This is a genomic window from Massilia paldalensis, assembly GCF_044901715.1.
In the GTDB taxonomy this organism is placed as follows: Bacteria; Pseudomonadota; Gammaproteobacteria; order Burkholderiales; family Burkholderiaceae_D; genus Telluria; species Telluria paldalensis.
Map to the genome: position 1 here is coordinate 497,857 of NZ_JBJCIU010000002.1, position 16,471 is coordinate 514,327.

General features: G+C 69.1%; 17 protein-coding genes. 9 read left to right on the forward strand and 8 right to left on the reverse strand.

Features of this window, described 5'->3' with window-relative positions; translation table 11 throughout:
* Positions 1 to 16: 16 nt before the first annotated feature.
* The 3 genes from ACI1V7_RS11950 to ACI1V7_RS11960 form a co-directional block, all read right to left on the reverse strand.
* Positions 17 to 928, reverse strand: a complete 912-nt coding sequence (locus ACI1V7_RS11950) for a glucosamine kinase nucleotide-binding domain-containing protein (RefSeq protein WP_404531978.1) — start codon at positions 926 to 928, stop codon at positions 17 to 19.
* A 204-nt stretch (positions 929 to 1,132) separates the two neighbouring features.
* The gene (gene htpX, locus ACI1V7_RS11955) at positions 1,133 to 2,005 is read right to left on the reverse strand and encodes a protease HtpX (RefSeq protein ID WP_404531979.1); all 873 of its coding nucleotides are present in this window, start codon (positions 2,003 to 2,005) and stop codon (positions 1,133 to 1,135) included.
* A gap of 236 nt (positions 2,006 to 2,241) precedes the next feature.
* Positions 2,242 to 4,212 carry a CocE/NonD family hydrolase gene (locus ACI1V7_RS11960; RefSeq protein ID WP_404531980.1) on the reverse strand — a complete coding sequence of 657 codons (1,971 nt, stop codon included), beginning with the start codon at positions 4,210 to 4,212 and terminating at the stop codon, positions 2,242 to 2,244.
* Between the two features lie 213 nt (positions 4,213 to 4,425).
* On the opposite strand from ACI1V7_RS11960, the gene ACI1V7_RS11965 reads away from it, so the two are divergent.
* From ACI1V7_RS11965 to bufB, 7 genes are all read left to right on the forward strand, one after another.
* Positions 4,426 to 4,947 (forward strand): hypothetical protein, encoded by a 522-nt coding sequence (locus ACI1V7_RS11965; RefSeq protein WP_404531981.1) that lies wholly within the window; start codon positions 4,426 to 4,428, stop codon positions 4,945 to 4,947.
* A 16-nt stretch (positions 4,948 to 4,963) separates the two neighbouring features.
* Positions 4,964 to 6,592, forward strand: coding sequence for an AAA family ATPase (locus ACI1V7_RS11970; protein WP_404531982.1), 1,629 nt, complete (start codon positions 4,964 to 4,966; stop codon positions 6,590 to 6,592).
* 15 nt (positions 6,593 to 6,607) lie between these two features.
* Entirely contained in the window at positions 6,608 to 7,369 is a 762-nt protein-coding gene (locus ACI1V7_RS11975; RefSeq protein WP_404531983.1) for a general secretion pathway protein GspB, read from the forward strand.
* 73 nt (positions 7,370 to 7,442) lie between these two features.
* Positions 7,443 to 7,952: a molybdopterin-guanine dinucleotide biosynthesis protein B gene (mobB, locus tag ACI1V7_RS11980; RefSeq protein ID WP_404532523.1), complete on the forward strand. Its 510-nt coding sequence runs from the start codon at positions 7,443 to 7,445 to the stop codon at positions 7,950 to 7,952.
* Positions 7,953 to 8,018: 66 nt separating this feature from the next.
* The gene (locus tag ACI1V7_RS11985) at positions 8,019 to 8,219 is read left to right on the forward strand and encodes a YjfB family protein (RefSeq protein WP_404531984.1); all 201 of its coding nucleotides are present in this window, start codon (positions 8,019 to 8,021) and stop codon (positions 8,217 to 8,219) included.
* Positions 8,220 to 8,560: 341 nt separating this feature from the next.
* Complete coding sequence (locus tag ACI1V7_RS11990; RefSeq protein WP_404531985.1) at positions 8,561 to 8,845, forward strand: BufA1 family periplasmic bufferin-type metallophore; 285 nt, start codon at positions 8,561 to 8,563, stop codon at positions 8,843 to 8,845.
* Between the two features lie 4 nt (positions 8,846 to 8,849).
* Positions 8,850 to 10,535, forward strand: coding sequence for an MNIO family bufferin maturase (bufB, locus tag ACI1V7_RS11995; protein ID WP_404531986.1), 1,686 nt, complete (start codon positions 8,850 to 8,852; stop codon positions 10,533 to 10,535).
* Between the two features lie 40 nt (positions 10,536 to 10,575).
* Here bufB and ACI1V7_RS12000 read toward each other — a convergent pair whose 3' ends face one another.
* The 3 genes from ACI1V7_RS12000 to fumC form a co-directional block, all read right to left on the reverse strand.
* Complete coding sequence (locus ACI1V7_RS12000) at positions 10,576 to 10,863, reverse strand: DUF883 family protein (RefSeq protein WP_314546806.1); 288 nt, start codon at positions 10,861 to 10,863, stop codon at positions 10,576 to 10,578.
* 147 nt (positions 10,864 to 11,010) lie between these two features.
* Entirely contained in the window at positions 11,011 to 11,223 is a 213-nt protein-coding gene (locus tag ACI1V7_RS12005) for an RNA-binding S4 domain-containing protein (protein WP_290411786.1), read from the reverse strand.
* 172 nt (positions 11,224 to 11,395) lie between these two features.
* Positions 11,396 to 12,790, reverse strand: coding sequence for a class II fumarate hydratase (gene fumC, locus ACI1V7_RS12010; protein WP_404531987.1), 1,395 nt, complete (start codon positions 12,788 to 12,790; stop codon positions 11,396 to 11,398).
* Between the two features lie 96 nt (positions 12,791 to 12,886).
* Here fumC and ACI1V7_RS12015 point away from each other — a divergent pair, with 96 nt between their 5' ends.
* On the forward strand, positions 12,887 to 14,272 hold the full coding sequence (locus ACI1V7_RS12015) for a FimV/HubP-related protein (protein ID WP_404531988.1): 1,386 nt from the start codon (positions 12,887 to 12,889) through the stop codon (positions 14,270 to 14,272).
* 404 nt (positions 14,273 to 14,676) lie between these two features.
* Here ACI1V7_RS12015 and ACI1V7_RS12020 read toward each other — a convergent pair whose 3' ends face one another.
* Positions 14,677 to 15,531, reverse strand: a complete 855-nt coding sequence (locus ACI1V7_RS12020) for an SDR family oxidoreductase (RefSeq protein WP_404531989.1) — start codon at positions 15,529 to 15,531, stop codon at positions 14,677 to 14,679.
* A 122-nt stretch (positions 15,532 to 15,653) separates the two neighbouring features.
* Here ACI1V7_RS12020 and ACI1V7_RS12025 point away from each other — a divergent pair, with 122 nt between their 5' ends.
* The gene (locus ACI1V7_RS12025; RefSeq protein WP_404531990.1) at positions 15,654 to 16,052 is read left to right on the forward strand and encodes a winged helix-turn-helix transcriptional regulator; all 399 of its coding nucleotides are present in this window, start codon (positions 15,654 to 15,656) and stop codon (positions 16,050 to 16,052) included.
* 81 nt (positions 16,053 to 16,133) lie between these two features.
* Here ACI1V7_RS12025 and ACI1V7_RS12030 read toward each other — a convergent pair whose 3' ends face one another.
* The gene (locus tag ACI1V7_RS12030; RefSeq protein ID WP_290411781.1) at positions 16,134 to 16,418 is read right to left on the reverse strand and encodes a flagellar protein FliT; all 285 of its coding nucleotides are present in this window, start codon (positions 16,416 to 16,418) and stop codon (positions 16,134 to 16,136) included.
* Positions 16,419 to 16,471 lie beyond the last annotated feature (53 nt).

Below are 16,471 nucleotides of genomic sequence, written 5' to 3' on the forward strand. Positions count from 1 at the left end.
CTCTGTGAAGGAAAACTCATTGGACCGGGTGGTAGGCCAGGTACTGCGCGATCACGCACAGCGCGCCGGCGGCGGAATCGCCCGCGGGAGCGACGGCGCGCGCGGCAAGTTCCGCCGGCATCCAGGGACGCAGGGCCTGGCCCAGGCTGCCGCACAGCGCCAGCGGCAGCGTGCCTTGCGGGTCGAGGGCGCGCGCGATGGCGGCCGCTTCGCGCCCCGCGTCGCGCAGGATGGCGGCGGCGACGGGATCGTCGGCATGGCGCAGCACCAGCGGCGCCAGGCTGGCGTAGGCGGTCTGGGTGGCGCCGCCGAGCCAGGCCTGGACCGTGTCGCGGTGGCCGCCGCAGGCATGGACGACGGCGTCGGCCAGGGCGCCGCGCGGCTGGCGGCCGTCCAGCACCTGCTGGACGTGGTTGATGGCGCGCAGGCCGATCCAGGCGCCGCCCGCCTCGTCGCCGGCCGGGAAGCCCCAGCCGCCCACTTCGCGCCGCGTGCCGTCGGCCAGCAGCACCTCGCCGACGCTGCCCGTGCCGATGGCGACGATGGCGCCGGGATGGCCGCCGTGCGCACCCATCAGGGTCGTGAAGGCGTCGGTCTCGAGCACCAGGGCCGGATAGCCGGGATTCGCCGCCGTGAATGCCTGCGCCCACTGCTTGTTGTGCACGCCCGCCAGGCCGAGGCCGATCGCGGTGCGCGCGGGACCGGGCCGTTCGAGGCCGGCGGCGTCGAAGGCCTGGGCGATGGCGTCACCGACCGCGGCCCAGGCATTGGCGATGCCCAGCCCCAGGCCCGACGGGCCGGCGCTGCCCTGGGCCAGTTCGGTGTAGCCGCGCGGCGCGGCAGGCTGGTTGGAGCGGGGCGCGGCACGGGCGAGGCGCACGCGGGTGCCGGTGCCGCCGCCGTCGACGCCGATGAGAAAGTCGATCATGGGAGAGTGTGCCGGTGGAGGTCAGCGCACTATAGGAGGGGCCGCCAGGCTTGTCAACAGGTATGCAAGTGGTATTGCCTGCTGCTGATATGGTGCGGGAAACTGGTACGTTCCGTCTGGGAGCGAGAAAGGCGGGACGGTGGGAATTGGTATTGAAAGTGGTATTTTGCGGCCCCGCCGCATGGACGGGGCCGCAACTCTGCATCAGCCGCGCTGCAGGGCGGCGATGCGCTGCTCGGTCGACGGGTGGCTGGAGAACAGCGACAGCACGCCGCCGCCTGCGATGCCCGACGCCGTCAGGTTCTTCGGCAGGTCGACCTGGGCGATGCCGCCGAGGCGCTGCAGGGCCGCGATCATCGGACGCGGGGTGCCCATGATCCTGGCCGCGCCGCGGTCGGCGCGGTATTCGCGCTGGCGCGAGAACCAGGCCACGATGATGCTCGCCAGGATGCCGAACAGGATGTCGCAGACGATCGAGGTCACGTAGTAGGCGATGCCCGGACCGCTGCTTTCTTCCTCGTCCTTGCGCAGGAACTGGTCGACCCCGTAGGCGACGACGCGCGCCAGGAAGATCACGAAGGTGTTGACCACGCCCTGGATCAGCGTCAGCGTGACCATGTCGCCGTTGGCGATGTGCGCCACCTCGTGGGCCAGCACGGCCTCCACTTCATCGTGCGTCATCGATTCCAGCAGGCCCGTGGACACGGCGACGAGCGAGGCATTCTTGGTCGCGCCGGTCGCGAACGCGTTCGGTTCGCCCGGATAGACGGCGACTTCGGGCATGGCGATGCCGGCCTTCTGCGCCTGGGCGGCCACGGTGTTCATCAGCCAGGCTTCGGTGGCGTTGGACGGCTGCGTGATGACGCGGGCGCCGGTCGACCACTTGGCGATCGGCTTGGACATCCACAGCGAAATGAAGGCGCCGCCGAAACCCATCAGCGCGGCGAAGCCCAGCAGCATGCCGAGATTCAGGCCGTTGGCCGTCAGGAATTTGTTAACGCCGAGCAGGCTCGCCGAAATGCCCAGCACGAGCATGATGGCGAGGTTGGTAGCGAGAAAAAGGACGATGCGTTTCATGATGACTTTCCGTCATGGTTGGTAATGAATGATGGAAAGTCTAATTGATCTGCAACATCGGGAAAAGCGAAGTTATTCGAAGTATATATTCGGAAAATCGGAAGGTTGGAGATAAATCACCGTCGCCCCTGCGAAGGCAGAGGCCCAATTTTCTGCGAGTAGCCACGCATGCGACATTGGATCCCTGCCTTCGCAGGGACGACGGGTTGGAGGTCACGGATATCGTGAGCGCTCGCTTACGGGCCTGCCTGCACCACCGGCAATTCGACGAAGCTGCCATGGTAGACGCGCTGCGTGGCCTTCTTGTAGTCGCCCGGCCTGGCGAAGAAGATGTTCGGCACGAAGGTCTGCGGATTGCGGTCGTACAGGGGGAACCAGCTCGACTGCACCTGCACCATGATGCGGTGGCCCGGCAGGAATACGTGGTTCGCCGTGGGCAGGCCGAAGCGGTAGGCCAGGGGCTTGTTTGGTACCAGCGCCTTCGGCTTGTCGTAGCCCTCGCGGTAGCGGCCGCGCAGGATGTCGCCGGCCACCATCAGCTGGTAGCCGCCCATCGCCGGCTGGCTGCCCACCTGGTCCGGATAGACGTCGATCAGCTTGACGACCCAGTCACTGTCCGTGCCGCTCGTCGACGCGACGAGGTGGGCGACCGGTTCGCCGGCGATGCGCACGGGCGCCGTCAGCACGTCCGACGTGAACGTGACCACGTCCGTGCGTCCGGAGGCCTCGCGCTGGTCGTCGACGAGCCAGCGCGGCCAGCTCTGGCCCTTGGCCTCGTCGTAGCCGTAGGGAGGAATCGGGCGCTGGCGGAACGGCACCGGCTTGGCCGGGTCGGACACCCATTCGTCGAACGTCCGGTCGTCGGCCGCGCCGCCCAGCACCGCCTTTGCGCCGGCCGCCAGGCGCAGGGCGACGGGACGGATCGGCTGGGTGCCGGCGCTGGGCCAGGACGGCAGGTCGCGCCAGCGGTTGCTGCCCGTCTCGAAGGCGGTGACGGGCGCGATCGCGGGCGCGGCCGCATCGTCCTTCAGGTAGCGGTCGAGGAAGGGCTTGAGCACGGCGCGGCGCCAGTGCAGCGAGGTGTCGCTGCCGAACTTCAGCGCGCCCAGGCTGCTGCCGTCCTCGATCGCGCCGCCATGCGCCCACGGTCCGATCGACAGGAATACCTTGCCGTCCTTGTCGTTCGGCTTGATCGCCTTGTACACGGCGATGGGGCCATAGATGTCCTCGGCATCCCACAGGCTGTGCACCAGCAGCGTGGGCACGGAGACGCCCTGGCGCGCAAGGATCCGGTCCATCGCCTGCTGCTGCCAGAAGGCGTCGTAGTCAGGGTGCGCGACGAGCTTGTTCCAGAACCCGCTCTGCGTCAGGCCGCGCTGGCGCCCCAGCTCGCCGGCCGAGCCGGCGCCCAGGTACATGTCGTAGTCGTCGTAGTGCGAGGTGAACCATTTCGCCGTATTGCCGCGCGTGACCACCTGCTCGAGGATGTAGGACATATTGATCTGGCGGAAGGCGCCGTGGTGGAACCAGTCGTCGCCCATCCAGCCGTCCACCATCGGGTTCATGGGCACGGCCGCCTTCAGCGCGGGGTGCGGGTTCACGAGCGCCATCAGGGGCAGGAAGCCGTCGTAGGAAATGCCGATGATGCCCACGCGGCCGTTCGCTTCCGGCACGTTGCGCACGAGCCAGTCGATCGTGTCCCAGGTGTCGGTCGCATGGTCGACGGGCGTCGGGTTCAGCGGGCCGGACAGCGGGCGGTTCATCACGTAGTCGCCTTCGGATCCGTACTTGCCGCGCACGTCCTGCACGACGCGGATGTAGCCGCCCTCGACGATCACGTCGGCGGCATTGTCGTAGCCGGTGAGGATGGTTTCCAGGTCCGAGCTCTCGGCGTGGTTCGTCATGCCGGCGGCGTCGTAGGGCGTGCGCGTGAGCAGGATCGGCGCCTTGCGGGCGCTCGTGGCGCCCTTGGGGACGATGATGACCGTGTTCAGGCGCGTGCCGTCGCGCATGGGGATCATCACGCTGCGCTTGACGTAGTTGTAGCCGGGCGTGGGGGCGCTGAACTCGGCCGGGGTCTCGGAGGGGAGGGCCGGGTACTGCGGCGCGGCGGTCTGGGCGTGGGCGAGGCTGGCCGACAGCGCAGCGGCGGCGATGGCGGCGACGGCAGCGGCGGCCGCGCGCAGGCGGGCGGGAGAGAGGGGCATGGACTTCCTTGCTGGTTGTTCTTGTCGTCAATTGCGCCGTAACCTTAGCACAAGGACAAGCCGGGTCCGGCGCGCTGCCGCCCATGTGGTTCGAGGACAACGCGGGCGCGGTCCGTCCCCTCCGCGCCATCCCGGCATGACAAAGGGAAACGCCCGTTTCCTGGCTTGCGGATGGCCCCGGTGTCATAATGGGCCGTTCGATCGGAGGGAAGCGTGACGCGCGACGCAGGAACAGGAAGGTTCGGTAAGTACGCTGCGGCCATCGTGCTGGCGGCCGCGTGCGGCGCCATCGGTGCCGGGCCCGCGCACGCCCAGGCCGGCGAGAAACCGCCGTCGACGTTCAGCGCCGTCATCGGCAGCGCGCTGCTGTGCCGCGACCAGATCGACAACGCCTATTTCCACGCCTGGCTGACCCGCCTCTTCGGTCCCGCCTACAAGCACGAGGGCGGCGCCTACTGGTTCCGCACGAACGACGCGTCGCTGTGGGGCACGCCGGTGAGCGAGGTCATGGTCAGCGACGACACGAGCGAACTCGCCTTCGTCGCGGCGGTCTCAGAAGTGCCGCCGGACGAGCTGGAGGGGGCGATCCGCAAGGCGGTGGGCATCCGCTACCTGGCCGCCGATGCGTCGCCGTATCCCGTGCGCGTCTCCAATCCCGGCAGCAAGATCGCTTACTACAATACCAAAAGCAAAATATACTGCGCGAAGTTCAAATCGTTGCCGCCACGTCCCTGACCGGCGGCGGGAACCCATGTACACGAATTACTTTCACCTGAAGCAGGCGCCGTTTTCCATCGCGCCCGATCCCCGCTACCTGTTCATGAGCGAGCGCCACCGCGAGGCGCTGGCGCACCTGCTGTACGGCATCGGCAGCGGCGGCGGCTTCGTGCTGCTCACCGGGGAAATCGGCGCCGGCAAGACCACCGTCTGCCGCTGCTTCATCGAGCAGATTCCCGACAACTGCCGCCTCGCCTACATCTTCAATCCGAAGCTGACGGTCGAGGAATTGCTGCTGACGATCTGCGACGAGTTCCGAATCGACCTGCCGCCGGCCGCGGCGGGGAGCCTCGGCGTGAAAGGCTACGTCGACGCCATCAATGCCTACCTGCTGGCCAGCCATGCCCAGGGCAACAACAACGTGCTCGTCATCGACGAGGCGCAGAATCTGTCGCCCCAGGTGCTGGAACAGCTGCGCCTGCTGACGAACCTCGAGACCAGCGAGCGCAAGCTGCTGCAGATCATCCTGATCGGCCAGCCGGAACTGCGCACGATGCTGGCCCGGCCCGAACTGGAACAACTGGCCCAGCGCGTGATCGCGCGCTACCACCTGGGACCGCTGTCCGTGGCCGAGACGGGCGCCTACGTCGCGCACCGCCTGGCCGTCGCCGGCGTGCAGGCCGGCACGCCGATTCCGCCGTCGCTGGCGGCGCTCGTGCACCGCCTGACGGGCGGGGTGCCGCGCCGCATCAACCTGCTGTGCGACCGCGCGCTACTCGGCGCCTACGTCGAGAATGCGCGCGAGGTGACGCCGAAGATCCTGCGCCGCGCCGCGCGCGAGGTGTTCGCGGGCGAAACCCCGCTGCAGGATGGCCGCCGGTCCCCGCGCTGGCCGCTGGTGGCGGGCGGCGTGCTGGCCGGCGCGGCGCTCAGCGCCGCGGCCTGGCAGGCGGTGCCGCGCGTGGCGCCGGCGCCGGCCGCGCAGGTCGCCGCGGCTGGCCTGCCGGCGCGTGCACCCGCACCTGCGCCGGCGCCCATGGCGGCACCGGCGGCGCCTTCGAAGCCGCTCGAGCTGGCCACGGAGGAAGAAGCGCTGCGCGAACTGGGAGAATTGTGGGGCCAGAAGCTGCCGGCCGGCACCCCGTGCGCCGGTGCGCCGCGCCTGGGGCTGCGCTGCTACCAGGGCCGCGGCGGCCTGTACGAACTGCGCCTGCTGGACCGGCCCGCCATCGTCGCGCTGCACGACGGCCAGCGTGTCGGCTATGCCGTGCTGACGGGCATGGACGGGCAGGGCGCCACGCTGGCCATCAACGGCCAGCGCCAGAAGGTGAGCCTGGGCGCGCTGGCCACGCGGTTCGACGGCGCCTTCACCACGCTGTGGAAGGCGCCGCGCGCGTTCCGCGACGAGGTCCATCCGGGCGACACGGGCGCCGACGTCGACTGGATCGCGGCACAGCTGGCAAGCCTGGACAAGCATCCGGCGCCGCCGGGTGGCCAGCCGTTCGACGCCGCCACCCGGCGCCTGCTGCGCGCCTTCCAGGAAAAACAGAACCTCAAGGCGGACGGCGTGACCGGCCCGCGTACCTGGATGCGCCTGAACCAGCTGGGCGGCGTGGACGAACCGCGCCTGCTCGCTGCCGTGGACAAGAAAGCTGAAAAGTAGAACAAGAAGGATCCCATGTCATACATCCTCGAAGCCTTGAAGAAGGCCCAGGCCGAACGCCAGCTCGGCGACGCGCCGACGATCCACGCGCCGCAGGCCGCGCAGGCCGCCCCGGCCCGTGCGACGGCGCGCAAGCCGCTGTTGCTCGGCCTGTGCGCGGGCGCGCTGGTCGTGGCGGCGGGCGCGCTGCTGTTCTGGCGTGCGGGCTCCGCTCCTGCTCCTGCCTCCGCTCCCGCTGCCACGCCGGCACCCGCCGCTGCCGTGGCGCCGGCCGCGCCGGCCGCACCCATCGCCAAGACGCCGCCGGCCGCATCCCCGACGCTCGACGTGAGCGCGCCACCGGCACCGCCTGCCGCACCATCTGCCGCACCATCGGCACCGCCGCCTGCCGCACCAACCGCACCGCCGCCTGCCGCACCGGTTGCGGCGCCCGCGGCGACGGCAACGGCACGGACGCCGGCAACGGCAGCCCCCGTGTCGCCGGCGCCGTCCCCGGCCGCCGCCCAGCCGGCGCCGCGCGCGGCTGTCCCCACAGCGGCGCCCGAAGACAGCCTGCCGTTCCTGCAGCAGCTGCCCGAGCCGCTGCGCAGCGAGGTGCCGCGCCCGGCCTTCGGCGGCTATATGTACTCGGCCAATCCGGCCGACCGCCTGCTGATCGTCGACAAGGTGCTGCGCCGCGAAGGCGAGGAAGTCGCGCCCGGCCTGGTGCTGGAAAAACTGCTGCCGAAGACGGCCGTCATGAACTACCGTGGGACCCGCTACCGTGTCCCGTACTGATCGCGTCGACGGCAAGGCGGCGCCGGCCCCGTCGACCCCGGAGCGCCTGCAGGAGGCGGCTGGCGGCAAGGTGATGGGCGTGATCGGCTGGTCCGGCAGCGGCAAGACGACGCTGCTGGAATTCCTCGTCGGCCGCCTGGCGGGCGAGGGGGTGCGCGTCAACGTCATCAAGCACAGCCACCACGACATCGTGCTGGAGCCGCCGCACAAGGACAGCGCGCGCATGCGCACTGCCGGCGCGGCCGAGGTGATGATCGCCTCGCCGTACCGCACGGCGATCATGCGCGAGCTGCGCGGCAGCGAGGAGCCGCCGCTGGCCGAGCACCTGCGACGCCTGTCGCCCGCCGACCTGACCCTCGTCGAGGGCTACAAATGGGAGCCGCTGCCCAAGCTGGAGGTCTACCGTCCCGAGGTCGGCAAGCCGCCCGTGTACCCGGACGACCCGCACATCGTCGCCGTGGCCTCGAGCGCGCCCGCGCCGAATGCGCTGGCGCCGCACGTCGCCTGGCTCGACCTCGACGACCCGGAGGGCGTGCTGGACTGGATGAAGGCCTATCTCGGCCTGGCGGCAAGATCGGCCTAAAGTTAAATGATGCGTTGCCGTTAATGGTAGATAGCCCATACCGGGCCGACCACACAGGAGAAGACCATGGATGCAATGGGTATCGCCAAACTCGCCACCAGCCTCGCCGATACCGGCCTGCGTCAGGAAGTCGGCATGACCATGCTCAAGAAAGCACAGGACATCCAGGCATCGTCCGCCGCCCAGCTGCTGGAAGCCGTCCAGGCGTCCGCGCCCGCACCGAACCTGCCGCCGCACCTGGGCAACCACGTCAATACGACGGCCTGAATCCCGGCCTGCGTGACCATCTGACCAGGACCCGGTTCGTCGACGGAGATTTTCGACCGGTCGCTGTCAACGGACCGGCGGCCCGCGCGTTATCGGCTGACGTACCCGGCGCGTTGGGCAGGCCATCACAATATAGTCCGCTCGAGCCCCGCCATGCCGTGCCCGGCCCATGTTCCATCATTGGCCGCCACGGCGCACAAAGGCCGCCCCCGCCGGCGTACGCATTTCGTTCCACTTTCCGTTTCCGTTTTTCACTATCGCCGCTTTTCCCCTTCAATATCCGCCCCGCATTCGCTAGAATCGGCTGGCGTATATTGACGCGTGCCTGAATGGAGATCTACATGAACAAACGTCAAGCCCTGGTGGCCGCGGCGCTCGCGGGCGTGTGCGCCGCCAATGCGTCGGCATCGGGCCAGATGGGGACGGCCGCCGCCGACCAGGAAAAATGCTTTGGCATCGCCAAGGCCGGCCAGAACGATTGCGGCACGTCCGTGCACGGCTGCGCGGGCCAGGCCGCCGTCGACAACGATCCGGCCGAATGGAAGATGGTGCCCAAGGGCAGTTGCGAAAAAGCGGGCGGAAAACTGACCGAACCGAAGGCCCAGCAGCCCAGGCAGGACAAGTAATCCCATGGCGCAGGCCCCCCATCCCGCGGCGAGCGGCGTGGGCATCGGCCTGCGCGCACCGCACTACCGCGCCTTCCTCGACCGGCGTCCCGGCGTCGGCTTCATCGAAGTCCATACCGAGAATTACCTGGCGCGGTCGGGCCGCGACTGGCACGTGCTCGACACGTTGCGGCGCGACTATCCCGTCAGCCTGCACGGCGTCGGCCTCGGGCTCGGCTCGGCCGCCGGCTTTTCCGAAGAACACCTGCGCCGCGTGGCCGACCTGGTGCGCGCGGTCGAGCCGGCCCTCGTCTCGGAACACCTGAGCTGGGGCGCGCTCGGGGACCGCCAGCTGAACGACCTGCTGCCGCTGCAGCTCGACGATGCGGCGCTGGCCCTCGTGGCCGGCCGCGTCGCGCACGTGCAGGACGCGCTGGGGCGCCGCATCCTCGTCGAGAATGTCTCCACCTACCTGCGGTTCACCGTCGATGCCGTCAGCGAGGCGGAATTCCTGGCCGAACTGGTGCGTCGCACGGGTTGCGGCATCCTGCTCGACGTGAACAACCTGTACGTCAATCAGCGCAACCACGGCGAGGATGCGCTGGCTGCCCTGGCCGCCCTGGCCGCGCTGCCGCCGGGCAGCGTTGGCGAGCTGCACCTGGGCGGCCACCTGGACACGGGATCGCTGCTGATCGACCACCATGGCGACCGCGTCGCCGCGCCCGTCTGGGCGCTGTACCGCGCGGCGCTGGCGCGCTTCGGCGCGGTGCCGACGCTGGTCGAGTGGGATACGGACATCCCGGCGCTGGACGTGCTGCTGGAAGAAGCGGAAACGGCGCGGCTGATCGCACGGGACGGCGGGGCGCCGGCCTTGTCCGTGGACGGCCACGCAGCGGTGCGGCAAACCGTTCCGATCCGCGTCCCTGCCGCCGCCGACCTGGCCACGGTCCAGCACGCGTTCGGCGCCGCGCTGTTCGACCGTGCCCGGGATGCCGCCATCGCCCCCTGGCTGAAGGGCGACCCGGACCGGCTCGGCATCTACCGCGGCAACCTGGCGGCCAACTGGCAGCGCGCGCTGTCGAATGCCTATCCCGTGCTGCGCCGACTGGTCGGCGACGACTTTTTCGCGGGACTGGCGCGTGTCTACGGCCGCGCCCACCCGTCGCTCGATCCCGACCTCAACCGTTTCGGCGCCACGCTGCCGGCCTTCCTGGACGGATTCGCACCGGCCGCCGATCATCCTTACCTGCCGGACGTGGCGCGCCTCGAATGGCTGGTGCACGAGGCGCATTACGCGCCCGCTGCCGACGACAATAAGGAAGCGGATGCGGATGCGGCGCCGGCCGTGGAGGGGCTCGATCCGGTCCGCTTCGAGGCCAGCCGTGCACGCCTGCATCCCGCGCTGCGCCTGCACGCCTCGCCCTGGGCGACGCCGGCCGTGTGGCTGGCGCACCAGGACGGCGCGACTGACATGCCGGCCGCGCTGCAGTGCGCCGGCCACGCACTGGTGCGGCGGCGCGGCTGGCACGTGGAAGTGGTGCCCCTCGCTGCGGCCGAGCACGCGGCGCTCGCCTGCCTGCGGCACGGCGGCACGTTCGGCCAGGCGCTGGACGCGGCGTTCGGGATGGACGAGGGATTCGACGTGGGCGCGGCCCTGCGGCGCTGGCTGGCGCCCGGCTGCGTGACGGCGATCGTGGACGGGGAAATCTAGGAGGAAGAACGGCGCCGCGAGCGCGGCGCCGGCAGGGTGCTCAGTGGTAGAAGGCGCGCAGGATGCGTGCTTCGCCGCTGTCGTCGTGGTGCAGTTCGTTTGCGGCGCGCGTCGCTTCCATCATGCGGTTCAGCTGATCCTCCTCGAAACGGGCCAGTTCCTCGTTTGCTGCGGTGAGCGCCGTGGCCAGCTTCGCGCGGGCGTTCTGGTACACCATGCCGGTGTAGTGATCGGTGTTCTTGAGCAGTTCTTCCGCGTTCTCGATGACGAGACGCAGGTCGCCGATCAGTCGTTGCTGCGTCGTTGGGCTGTAGTCCGGGGTATCCATCTTCTTCACCTTTGGCGAATGTTACGTATTCAATATAAAGAAGGAGGTCTGCCCAAGTTTGTCTGCGCGCAAACCGGCAATTTCCAGCCGGGGACGGCTAGTCCGGCGCCCCCACCGGGCGCATCGGACAAGCCGCAAGCGCAGCCATCAGCGCACGTCGATCCGGATGTCGCCCAGCGTCACGACCTGGCCGGCGCGGATCTTGGCCGTCTTGCGCAATTCCTTCTTGCCGTCGACCGACACCGCGCCGCTCGCGACCACGTGCTTGCCGGCGCCGCCGCTATCGACCACGCCCGCGAGCTTGAGCAGCTGGTTGAGTTCGATGAACTCCGATGTCAGTTCAAATGTTGTCTTTTGCATATTGTATCCCTGGTTTTTATCGGGCGGCGTACTGTTGAGCCTGCCCATTTGGGCAGGCGGAAAATGCGTCGTCCCCGCGCAGGCGGGGACCCAATTCAGCATCTGCCATCGACATGCATGCAGAACTTGGGCCCCCGCCTGCGCGGGGACGACGGGGCAGGGCGATCTGGCCTCAGGCCTGTTCGGGCCGGGTCATCTCGATCGGCACGATCCACTGGTCGAACTGCGCCTCGTCGACGAAGCCGGACTGCAGCGCGGCCTGGCGCAGCGTCAGGCCGTTGTGCTGGGCCGTCTTGGCGATTTGCGCGGCGCGATCATACCCGATATGCGGGGCCAGCGCGGTCACCAGCATCAGCGACTGTTCCATCAGCTCGCCGATGCGCTTGCGGTTCGGCTCGATGCCCTTGGCGCAGTGCTCGTCGAAGGAACGCATGCCGTCGGCCAGCAGGCGCGCGCTCTGCAGGAAGTTATGGGCGATCATCGGCTTGAACACGTTCAGCTCGAAATTGCCCTGGGCGCCGCCGACGGTGATGGCGACGTCGTTGCCGAACACCTGGCAGCACAGCATCGTCAGCGCCTCGCACTGGGTCGGATTGACCTTGCCCGGCATGATCGAGCTGCCCGGTTCGTTCTCGGGAATCGTGATCTCGCCCAGGCCCGAGCGCGGGCCGGACGCCATCCAGCGCACGTCATTGGCAATCTTCATGAGGGCCGTGGCCAGCGTCTTGAAGGCGCCGTGCGCCGCGACGATGGCGTCGTGGCCGGCCAGCGCCATGAACTTGTTGGGCGCCGACTTGAACTGCAGGCCGGTGCGCGAGGAGATCTCGGCGGCGATGCGGTTGGCGAATTCCGGATGCGCGTTCAGGCCCGTGCCCACGGCGGTGCCGCCGGCGGCCAGCAGCAGCAGGCCGGGCAGGGCGGCCTTGATCGCGTGCTCGGAGAATTCCAGCTGGGCCACGTAGCCGGAGAATTCCTGGCCCAGCGTCAGCGGCGTCGCGTCCTGCAGGTGGGTGCGGCCGATCTTGACGATGTCGGCGAAGTCGCGCGACTTGATCTCCAGCGTGCCGCGCAGGCGGGCCAGCGCCGGCAGCACGTCCTTGGCGACGGCGATGGCGGCCGCCACGTGCATCGCGGTGGGGAACATGTCGTTCGACGACTGGCCCATGTTCACGTGGTCGTTCGGGTGCAGCAGGCGCGCCTCGCCCCGTTCGCCGCCGAGGATCTCGGAGGCGCGGTTGGCCAGCACCTCGTTCATGTTCATATTGCTCTGGGTGCCCGAGCCGGTCTGCCACACGGACAGCGGGAATTCGCCCGGATGACGGCCTTCGAGCACTTCGTCGGCGGCCTTGATGATGGCGTCGGCCTTGTCCTGCGGGAGCTTGTGCAGCGAGCGGTTGACGGCGGCGGCGGCGCGCTTGACCTGGGCCAGCGCGGCCACCAGCTCCGGCGCCATCTTCTCGCTGGAGATGTGGAAGTGGTGCAGCGAGCGCTGGGTTTGCGCGCCCCAGAGTTGACCGCTCGGTACTTCGATCGGTCCAAAACTGTCCTTCTCGATCCTGTTTTCCATAGACGTGTCCTGTTTTGCGGAGTTGGCAGAAATGTCGTTAAAGAGTGTACCGCAACAGCCGTTAATGACGGTGAAGCCCCTACTTTTTGCATGCCCATGGCCCGCCGCCCCCGCCGCTCGATCTCCACCCTCCTGACCGCCGTCGCCGTCGCCGTCGCGGGTATCCTTCCCGCATCCGCCGGTGCCGCCGAGCTGGGCGACGCCCGGGTCGCGTCACACATCGGCCAGCAGCTCGTCGCCGACGTCGAACTGACGATGATCGACGATACGTCGGCGCCCGTGCAGGTGCGCCTGGCCAGCCCGGAGGTGTACCGCGGCGCCGGCATCGCCGTGCCGCCGGCGCTGTCCGGCCTGACCCTGTCGGTGATGCGCCGCGATGGCCGCCAGTTCCTGCATGCGACCACGCTGCGCCCCGTCGACGCCGACCACCTGCACCTGTACGTGGAACTCATCGACAAGGGCCAGCGCGCGGTGCGCCTCGTGACGCTGTGGCTGACGCCCGATCCGAATCCGGCCCCGCCGCCCGCGCCGGCACCGGCCCCCGCGCCCATCGTCCTGCCGCCGACGGCGGCGCGGCCCGCGGTCCCTGTCGCTGCTCCTGTTCCTGTCCCGGCAACCGCGGCGGAAGCGGCGCCGAAGCGCGCCGTCAAGCCCGAGGTCAAACCCGAGGTCAAACCAGAGACGAAGCCGGAAGCGCCGGCCGCCGCCGCCGTCGCGAAGCCGCGCCCCGTCCCCGCTTTCAAGCTGCCGGCGGCAAGCCATGCCGAGGCCAGGCCGGCCGCCTGTTCGGCCCAGGCCGACGAAGCGAAGGCGTGCACGGCGCTGGGCGCCAAGAACGATGAACTGCGCGCCCAGCTGGGCAAGCTGGAAGAAAAGGTCAGGACCTTGCAGGCGAAGCTGGGCGTCGTGCCGGCTGCACCCGCGCACGGCGCGCCGCACGAGAAGGAGCAGGTTCACGCCAAGGAGGGAATCCACGCGGACAAGGCGGCCGGGGAAACGCAGCAGCCGGCCGCGAAGCAGGACGAGCAGCTCGCGGAGAAGCACGCGCAGCCGCACGAGGCCAAGCAAGAAGCGCAGCACGAGCAGCAGGCCGAAGCGCATCACGAAGAGAAGCAGGAAGAGAAGCAGGAAGAGAAGCACGAGGCCGCGCCGAAGGAAGAGAGCAAGCCGGCCGTGCCCAAGCCCATTTCCGCAATCAAGCCGCTGGTGCCGCGCAAGCCCAAGGCCAAGGAACCGCCGCCCGACGAGGGGGGACTGCCGTGGGGCTGGATCGGCGGCGCCGTCGCCGTGCTGGCGCTGGCCGGCGGCGCCGGCGTGGCGCTGCTGCGGCGCCGGAAGCGGGGAGGGGATGCCGACCTGCCCGCCGCCCCGGGTGCCCTCGCCAAGCTGAAGGCGCGCTTCGCCGCCCGCAACAAGCCGGCGCAGCCGACCGACGAGCCGGCCGCGCAGCCGCAACGCGAGGCCGAACCCAGCGTCGAATAATCTTATAAAGAAATTATCTATACAAGCTAGTTATTTCCGTTATACTAGTTCCCGTCGATCTACACGATCACGAACGGACCAGGATCCGGCGCAGCCACCACCGATAGCGTGGCGCGACCACCGGATGACCGCTGAGGAAGCGCCTGGTTCCGGAAGCGGTCCGCCTGCCGGCAGTGTGCAGGTGGACGCCGGATGCAACCGGCACGAGGCGATGCCAGGGGATGCCTGGTACTCGCTCTCCCTCTTCCGGCTGGTCGGCCATGCCGACCGCCACCCGCAAACCCGCGCAGGCCGTACGCCGCGCGGGTTTTTTCTTGGATCGTGCTTGAGCCGTAGGGTGGGCACCATGTGCCCACCAAATGCCTGCGTCACGCCGGCGCGCGCGGTGGGCACGGGACTAGGCTTTACTCCAATGCCGTCGCTACCGATGCCGCCAGCGGCGTGGTCGGCCGACCGATCAGCTTGCTCAACTGGCGCCCATCGTCGAACAGCCCGCCCTGCGCCGCGCCCGCATCGGAACCCGACACCAGTTCCGCCAGTCCTTCCGGCAGGCCGATCTGCAGCAGCACCGCCTTGTACTCATGCCGCGGCAGGTCACGGTAGGCGAGGGACCGGCCGGACTGGCGCGCGATCTCGGCCGCCAGTTCTGCCAGCGTATAGGCATCGTCGCCGGCCAGCTCGTAGACCTTGCCGGCCTGGTCGTCGCGCGCCGCCAGCACGGCGGCCGCGGCCGCGGCATAGTCGGCGCGGGCGGCCGAGGCGATGCGGCCGGTGCCGGCGCCGCCAAGGAGGGCGCCATGCTGCAGCGCGGGCTCGACGGCGCCCAGGTAGTTTTCCGTGTACCAGCCATTGCGCAGCAGGACGAAGGGCACGCCGGACGCGTGCAGCAGCGCCTCCGTTTCCTTGTGCTCGGCCGCGAGCGGCAGCGGCGACGTGTCCGCATGCAGCAGGCTCGTGTAGGCGATCAGCCTGGCGCCGGCAGCCTTGGCGGCGTCGATGACGGCGCGGTGCTGCGGCACGCGCTGGCCGACGGCATTGCTCGAGACGAGCAGCACCTTGTCGGCGCCGGCGAAGGCGGCGGCCAGCGTGTCCGGCCGGTCGTAGTCGGCCTGGCGGACCTGCACGCCGCGGGCGGCCAGGTCCTGGACCTTGGCCGGATCGCGCACGGCGGCGACGATCTCGCCGGCCGGGACGCTGTCCAGCAGCGATGCGATGACGAGACGGCCGAGTTGGCCGGAAGCTCCGGTGACGACGAGCATTGCGCACTCCTTGTTCAAAATGGATGAAAATGCATCATAGGGCTTATGCTCACTTTTGGTAAGTACGCACTTTCTGGTAAGTATTAGGGGATAATCCATTCCATCACACCGAAGGGGAAGAAATGAGCGAATCGCTGACCGACCGCGTCCGACGCGGCGACCTGTTTTCCGAGTACTGCCCGTCGCGCGAAGTGCTGAAGCACGTCACCAGCCGCTGGGGCGTACTGCTGCTGGTGGCGCTGATGGACGGCACCCAGCGCTTCAGCGAACTGCGGCGCAAGGTGGGCGGCATCAGCGAGAAGATGCTGGCCCAGACGCTGCAGTGGCTGGAACAGGACGGTTTCGTGCAGCGCATCGCCCACCCCGTCGTGCCGCCCCATGTCGAATACCGCCTGACGCCGCTGGGCCGGGAGATCGGCCGCAAGGTCGGCGAGCTGGCCGACTGGATCGAGGGGAATATGGACGGCATCCAGGCCGCCCAGCGCAAGGTCGCGGCCAGCGAAACGTCGGCCGCTCACTGAAGTACAGGCAAGAAAAAGCCCCTCGGATCGTGGATCGGGAGGGGCTGTCGCTGCCGGCAGGGCCGGCGGGGGAGGGAGGGATCAGTGGGCGGCGCTCATGGCGCGGTCCAGCTGGCCCATCCAGGGTTCGGTCACGTCGCGCACGGCGCGGTCGTTGGCCATGATCTGCTTGAGCAGGTCGATCTTGCGCTTGCGCTGGTCGCCTTCCAGCTTCGGCACGCCGTTGCGGGCGGCGGCGGACTGGATGGCGCACTGGGTTTCCAGGCGCGCCAGCGCTTCCATGTCCCCCTCGATGGCGGCAGCCGCCATGCGGCCCGTCAGGGCGGCGATGTTTTCGTACATTGCGAGGACTTCGTTGGACGTCATGGCTGTTTCCAGTATCTGAAACTCCGGCCGGATTGCCGGTTCTCAGGTTGTTT

Bases quoted from the DNA above. Each gene is read 5' to 3' on its own strand.
- ACI1V7_RS12030 (WP_290411781.1), bottom strand. From the start codon at position 16,418: ATGACGTCCAACGAAGTCCTCGCAATGTACGAAAACATCGCCGCCCTG.
- mobB (WP_404532523.1), top strand. From the start codon at position 7,443: ATGGGCGTGATCGGCTGGTCCGGCAGCGGCAAGACGACGCTGCTGGAA.
- ACI1V7_RS12020 (WP_404531989.1), bottom strand. From the start codon at position 15,531: ATGCTCGTCGTCACCGGAGCTTCCGGCCAACTCGGCCGTCTCGTCATC.
- ACI1V7_RS11990 (WP_404531985.1), top strand. From the start codon at position 8,561: ATGAACAAACGTCAAGCCCTGGTGGCCGCGGCGCTCGCGGGCGTGTGC.
- ACI1V7_RS12005 (WP_290411786.1), bottom strand. From the start codon at position 11,223: ATGCAAAAGACAACATTTGAACTGACATCGGAGTTCATCGAACTCAAC.
- ACI1V7_RS11960 (WP_404531980.1), bottom strand. From the start codon at position 4,212: ATGCCCCTCTCTCCCGCCCGCCTGCGCGCGGCCGCCGCTGCCGTCGCC.
- ACI1V7_RS11950 (WP_404531978.1), bottom strand. From the start codon at position 928: ATGATCGACTTTCTCATCGGCGTCGACGGCGGCGGCACCGGCACCCGC.
- ACI1V7_RS12025 (WP_404531990.1), top strand. From the start codon at position 15,654: ATGAGCGAATCGCTGACCGACCGCGTCCGACGCGGCGACCTGTTTTCC.
- bufB (WP_404531986.1), top strand. From the start codon at position 8,850: ATGGCGCAGGCCCCCCATCCCGCGGCGAGCGGCGTGGGCATCGGCCTG.
- ACI1V7_RS11975 (WP_404531983.1), top strand. From the start codon at position 6,608: ATGTCATACATCCTCGAAGCCTTGAAGAAGGCCCAGGCCGAACGCCAG.
- ACI1V7_RS11970 (WP_404531982.1), top strand. From the start codon at position 4,964: ATGTACACGAATTACTTTCACCTGAAGCAGGCGCCGTTTTCCATCGCG.
- fumC (WP_404531987.1), bottom strand. From the start codon at position 12,790: ATGGAAAACAGGATCGAGAAGGACAGTTTTGGACCGATCGAAGTACCG.
- ACI1V7_RS12000 (WP_314546806.1), bottom strand. From the start codon at position 10,863: ATGGATACCCCGGACTACAGCCCAACGACGCAGCAACGACTGATCGGC.
- ACI1V7_RS11985 (WP_404531984.1), top strand. From the start codon at position 8,019: ATGGATGCAATGGGTATCGCCAAACTCGCCACCAGCCTCGCCGATACC.
- ACI1V7_RS12015 (WP_404531988.1), top strand. From the start codon at position 12,887: ATGGCCCGCCGCCCCCGCCGCTCGATCTCCACCCTCCTGACCGCCGTC.
- htpX (WP_404531979.1), bottom strand. From the start codon at position 2,005: ATGAAACGCATCGTCCTTTTTCTCGCTACCAACCTCGCCATCATGCTC.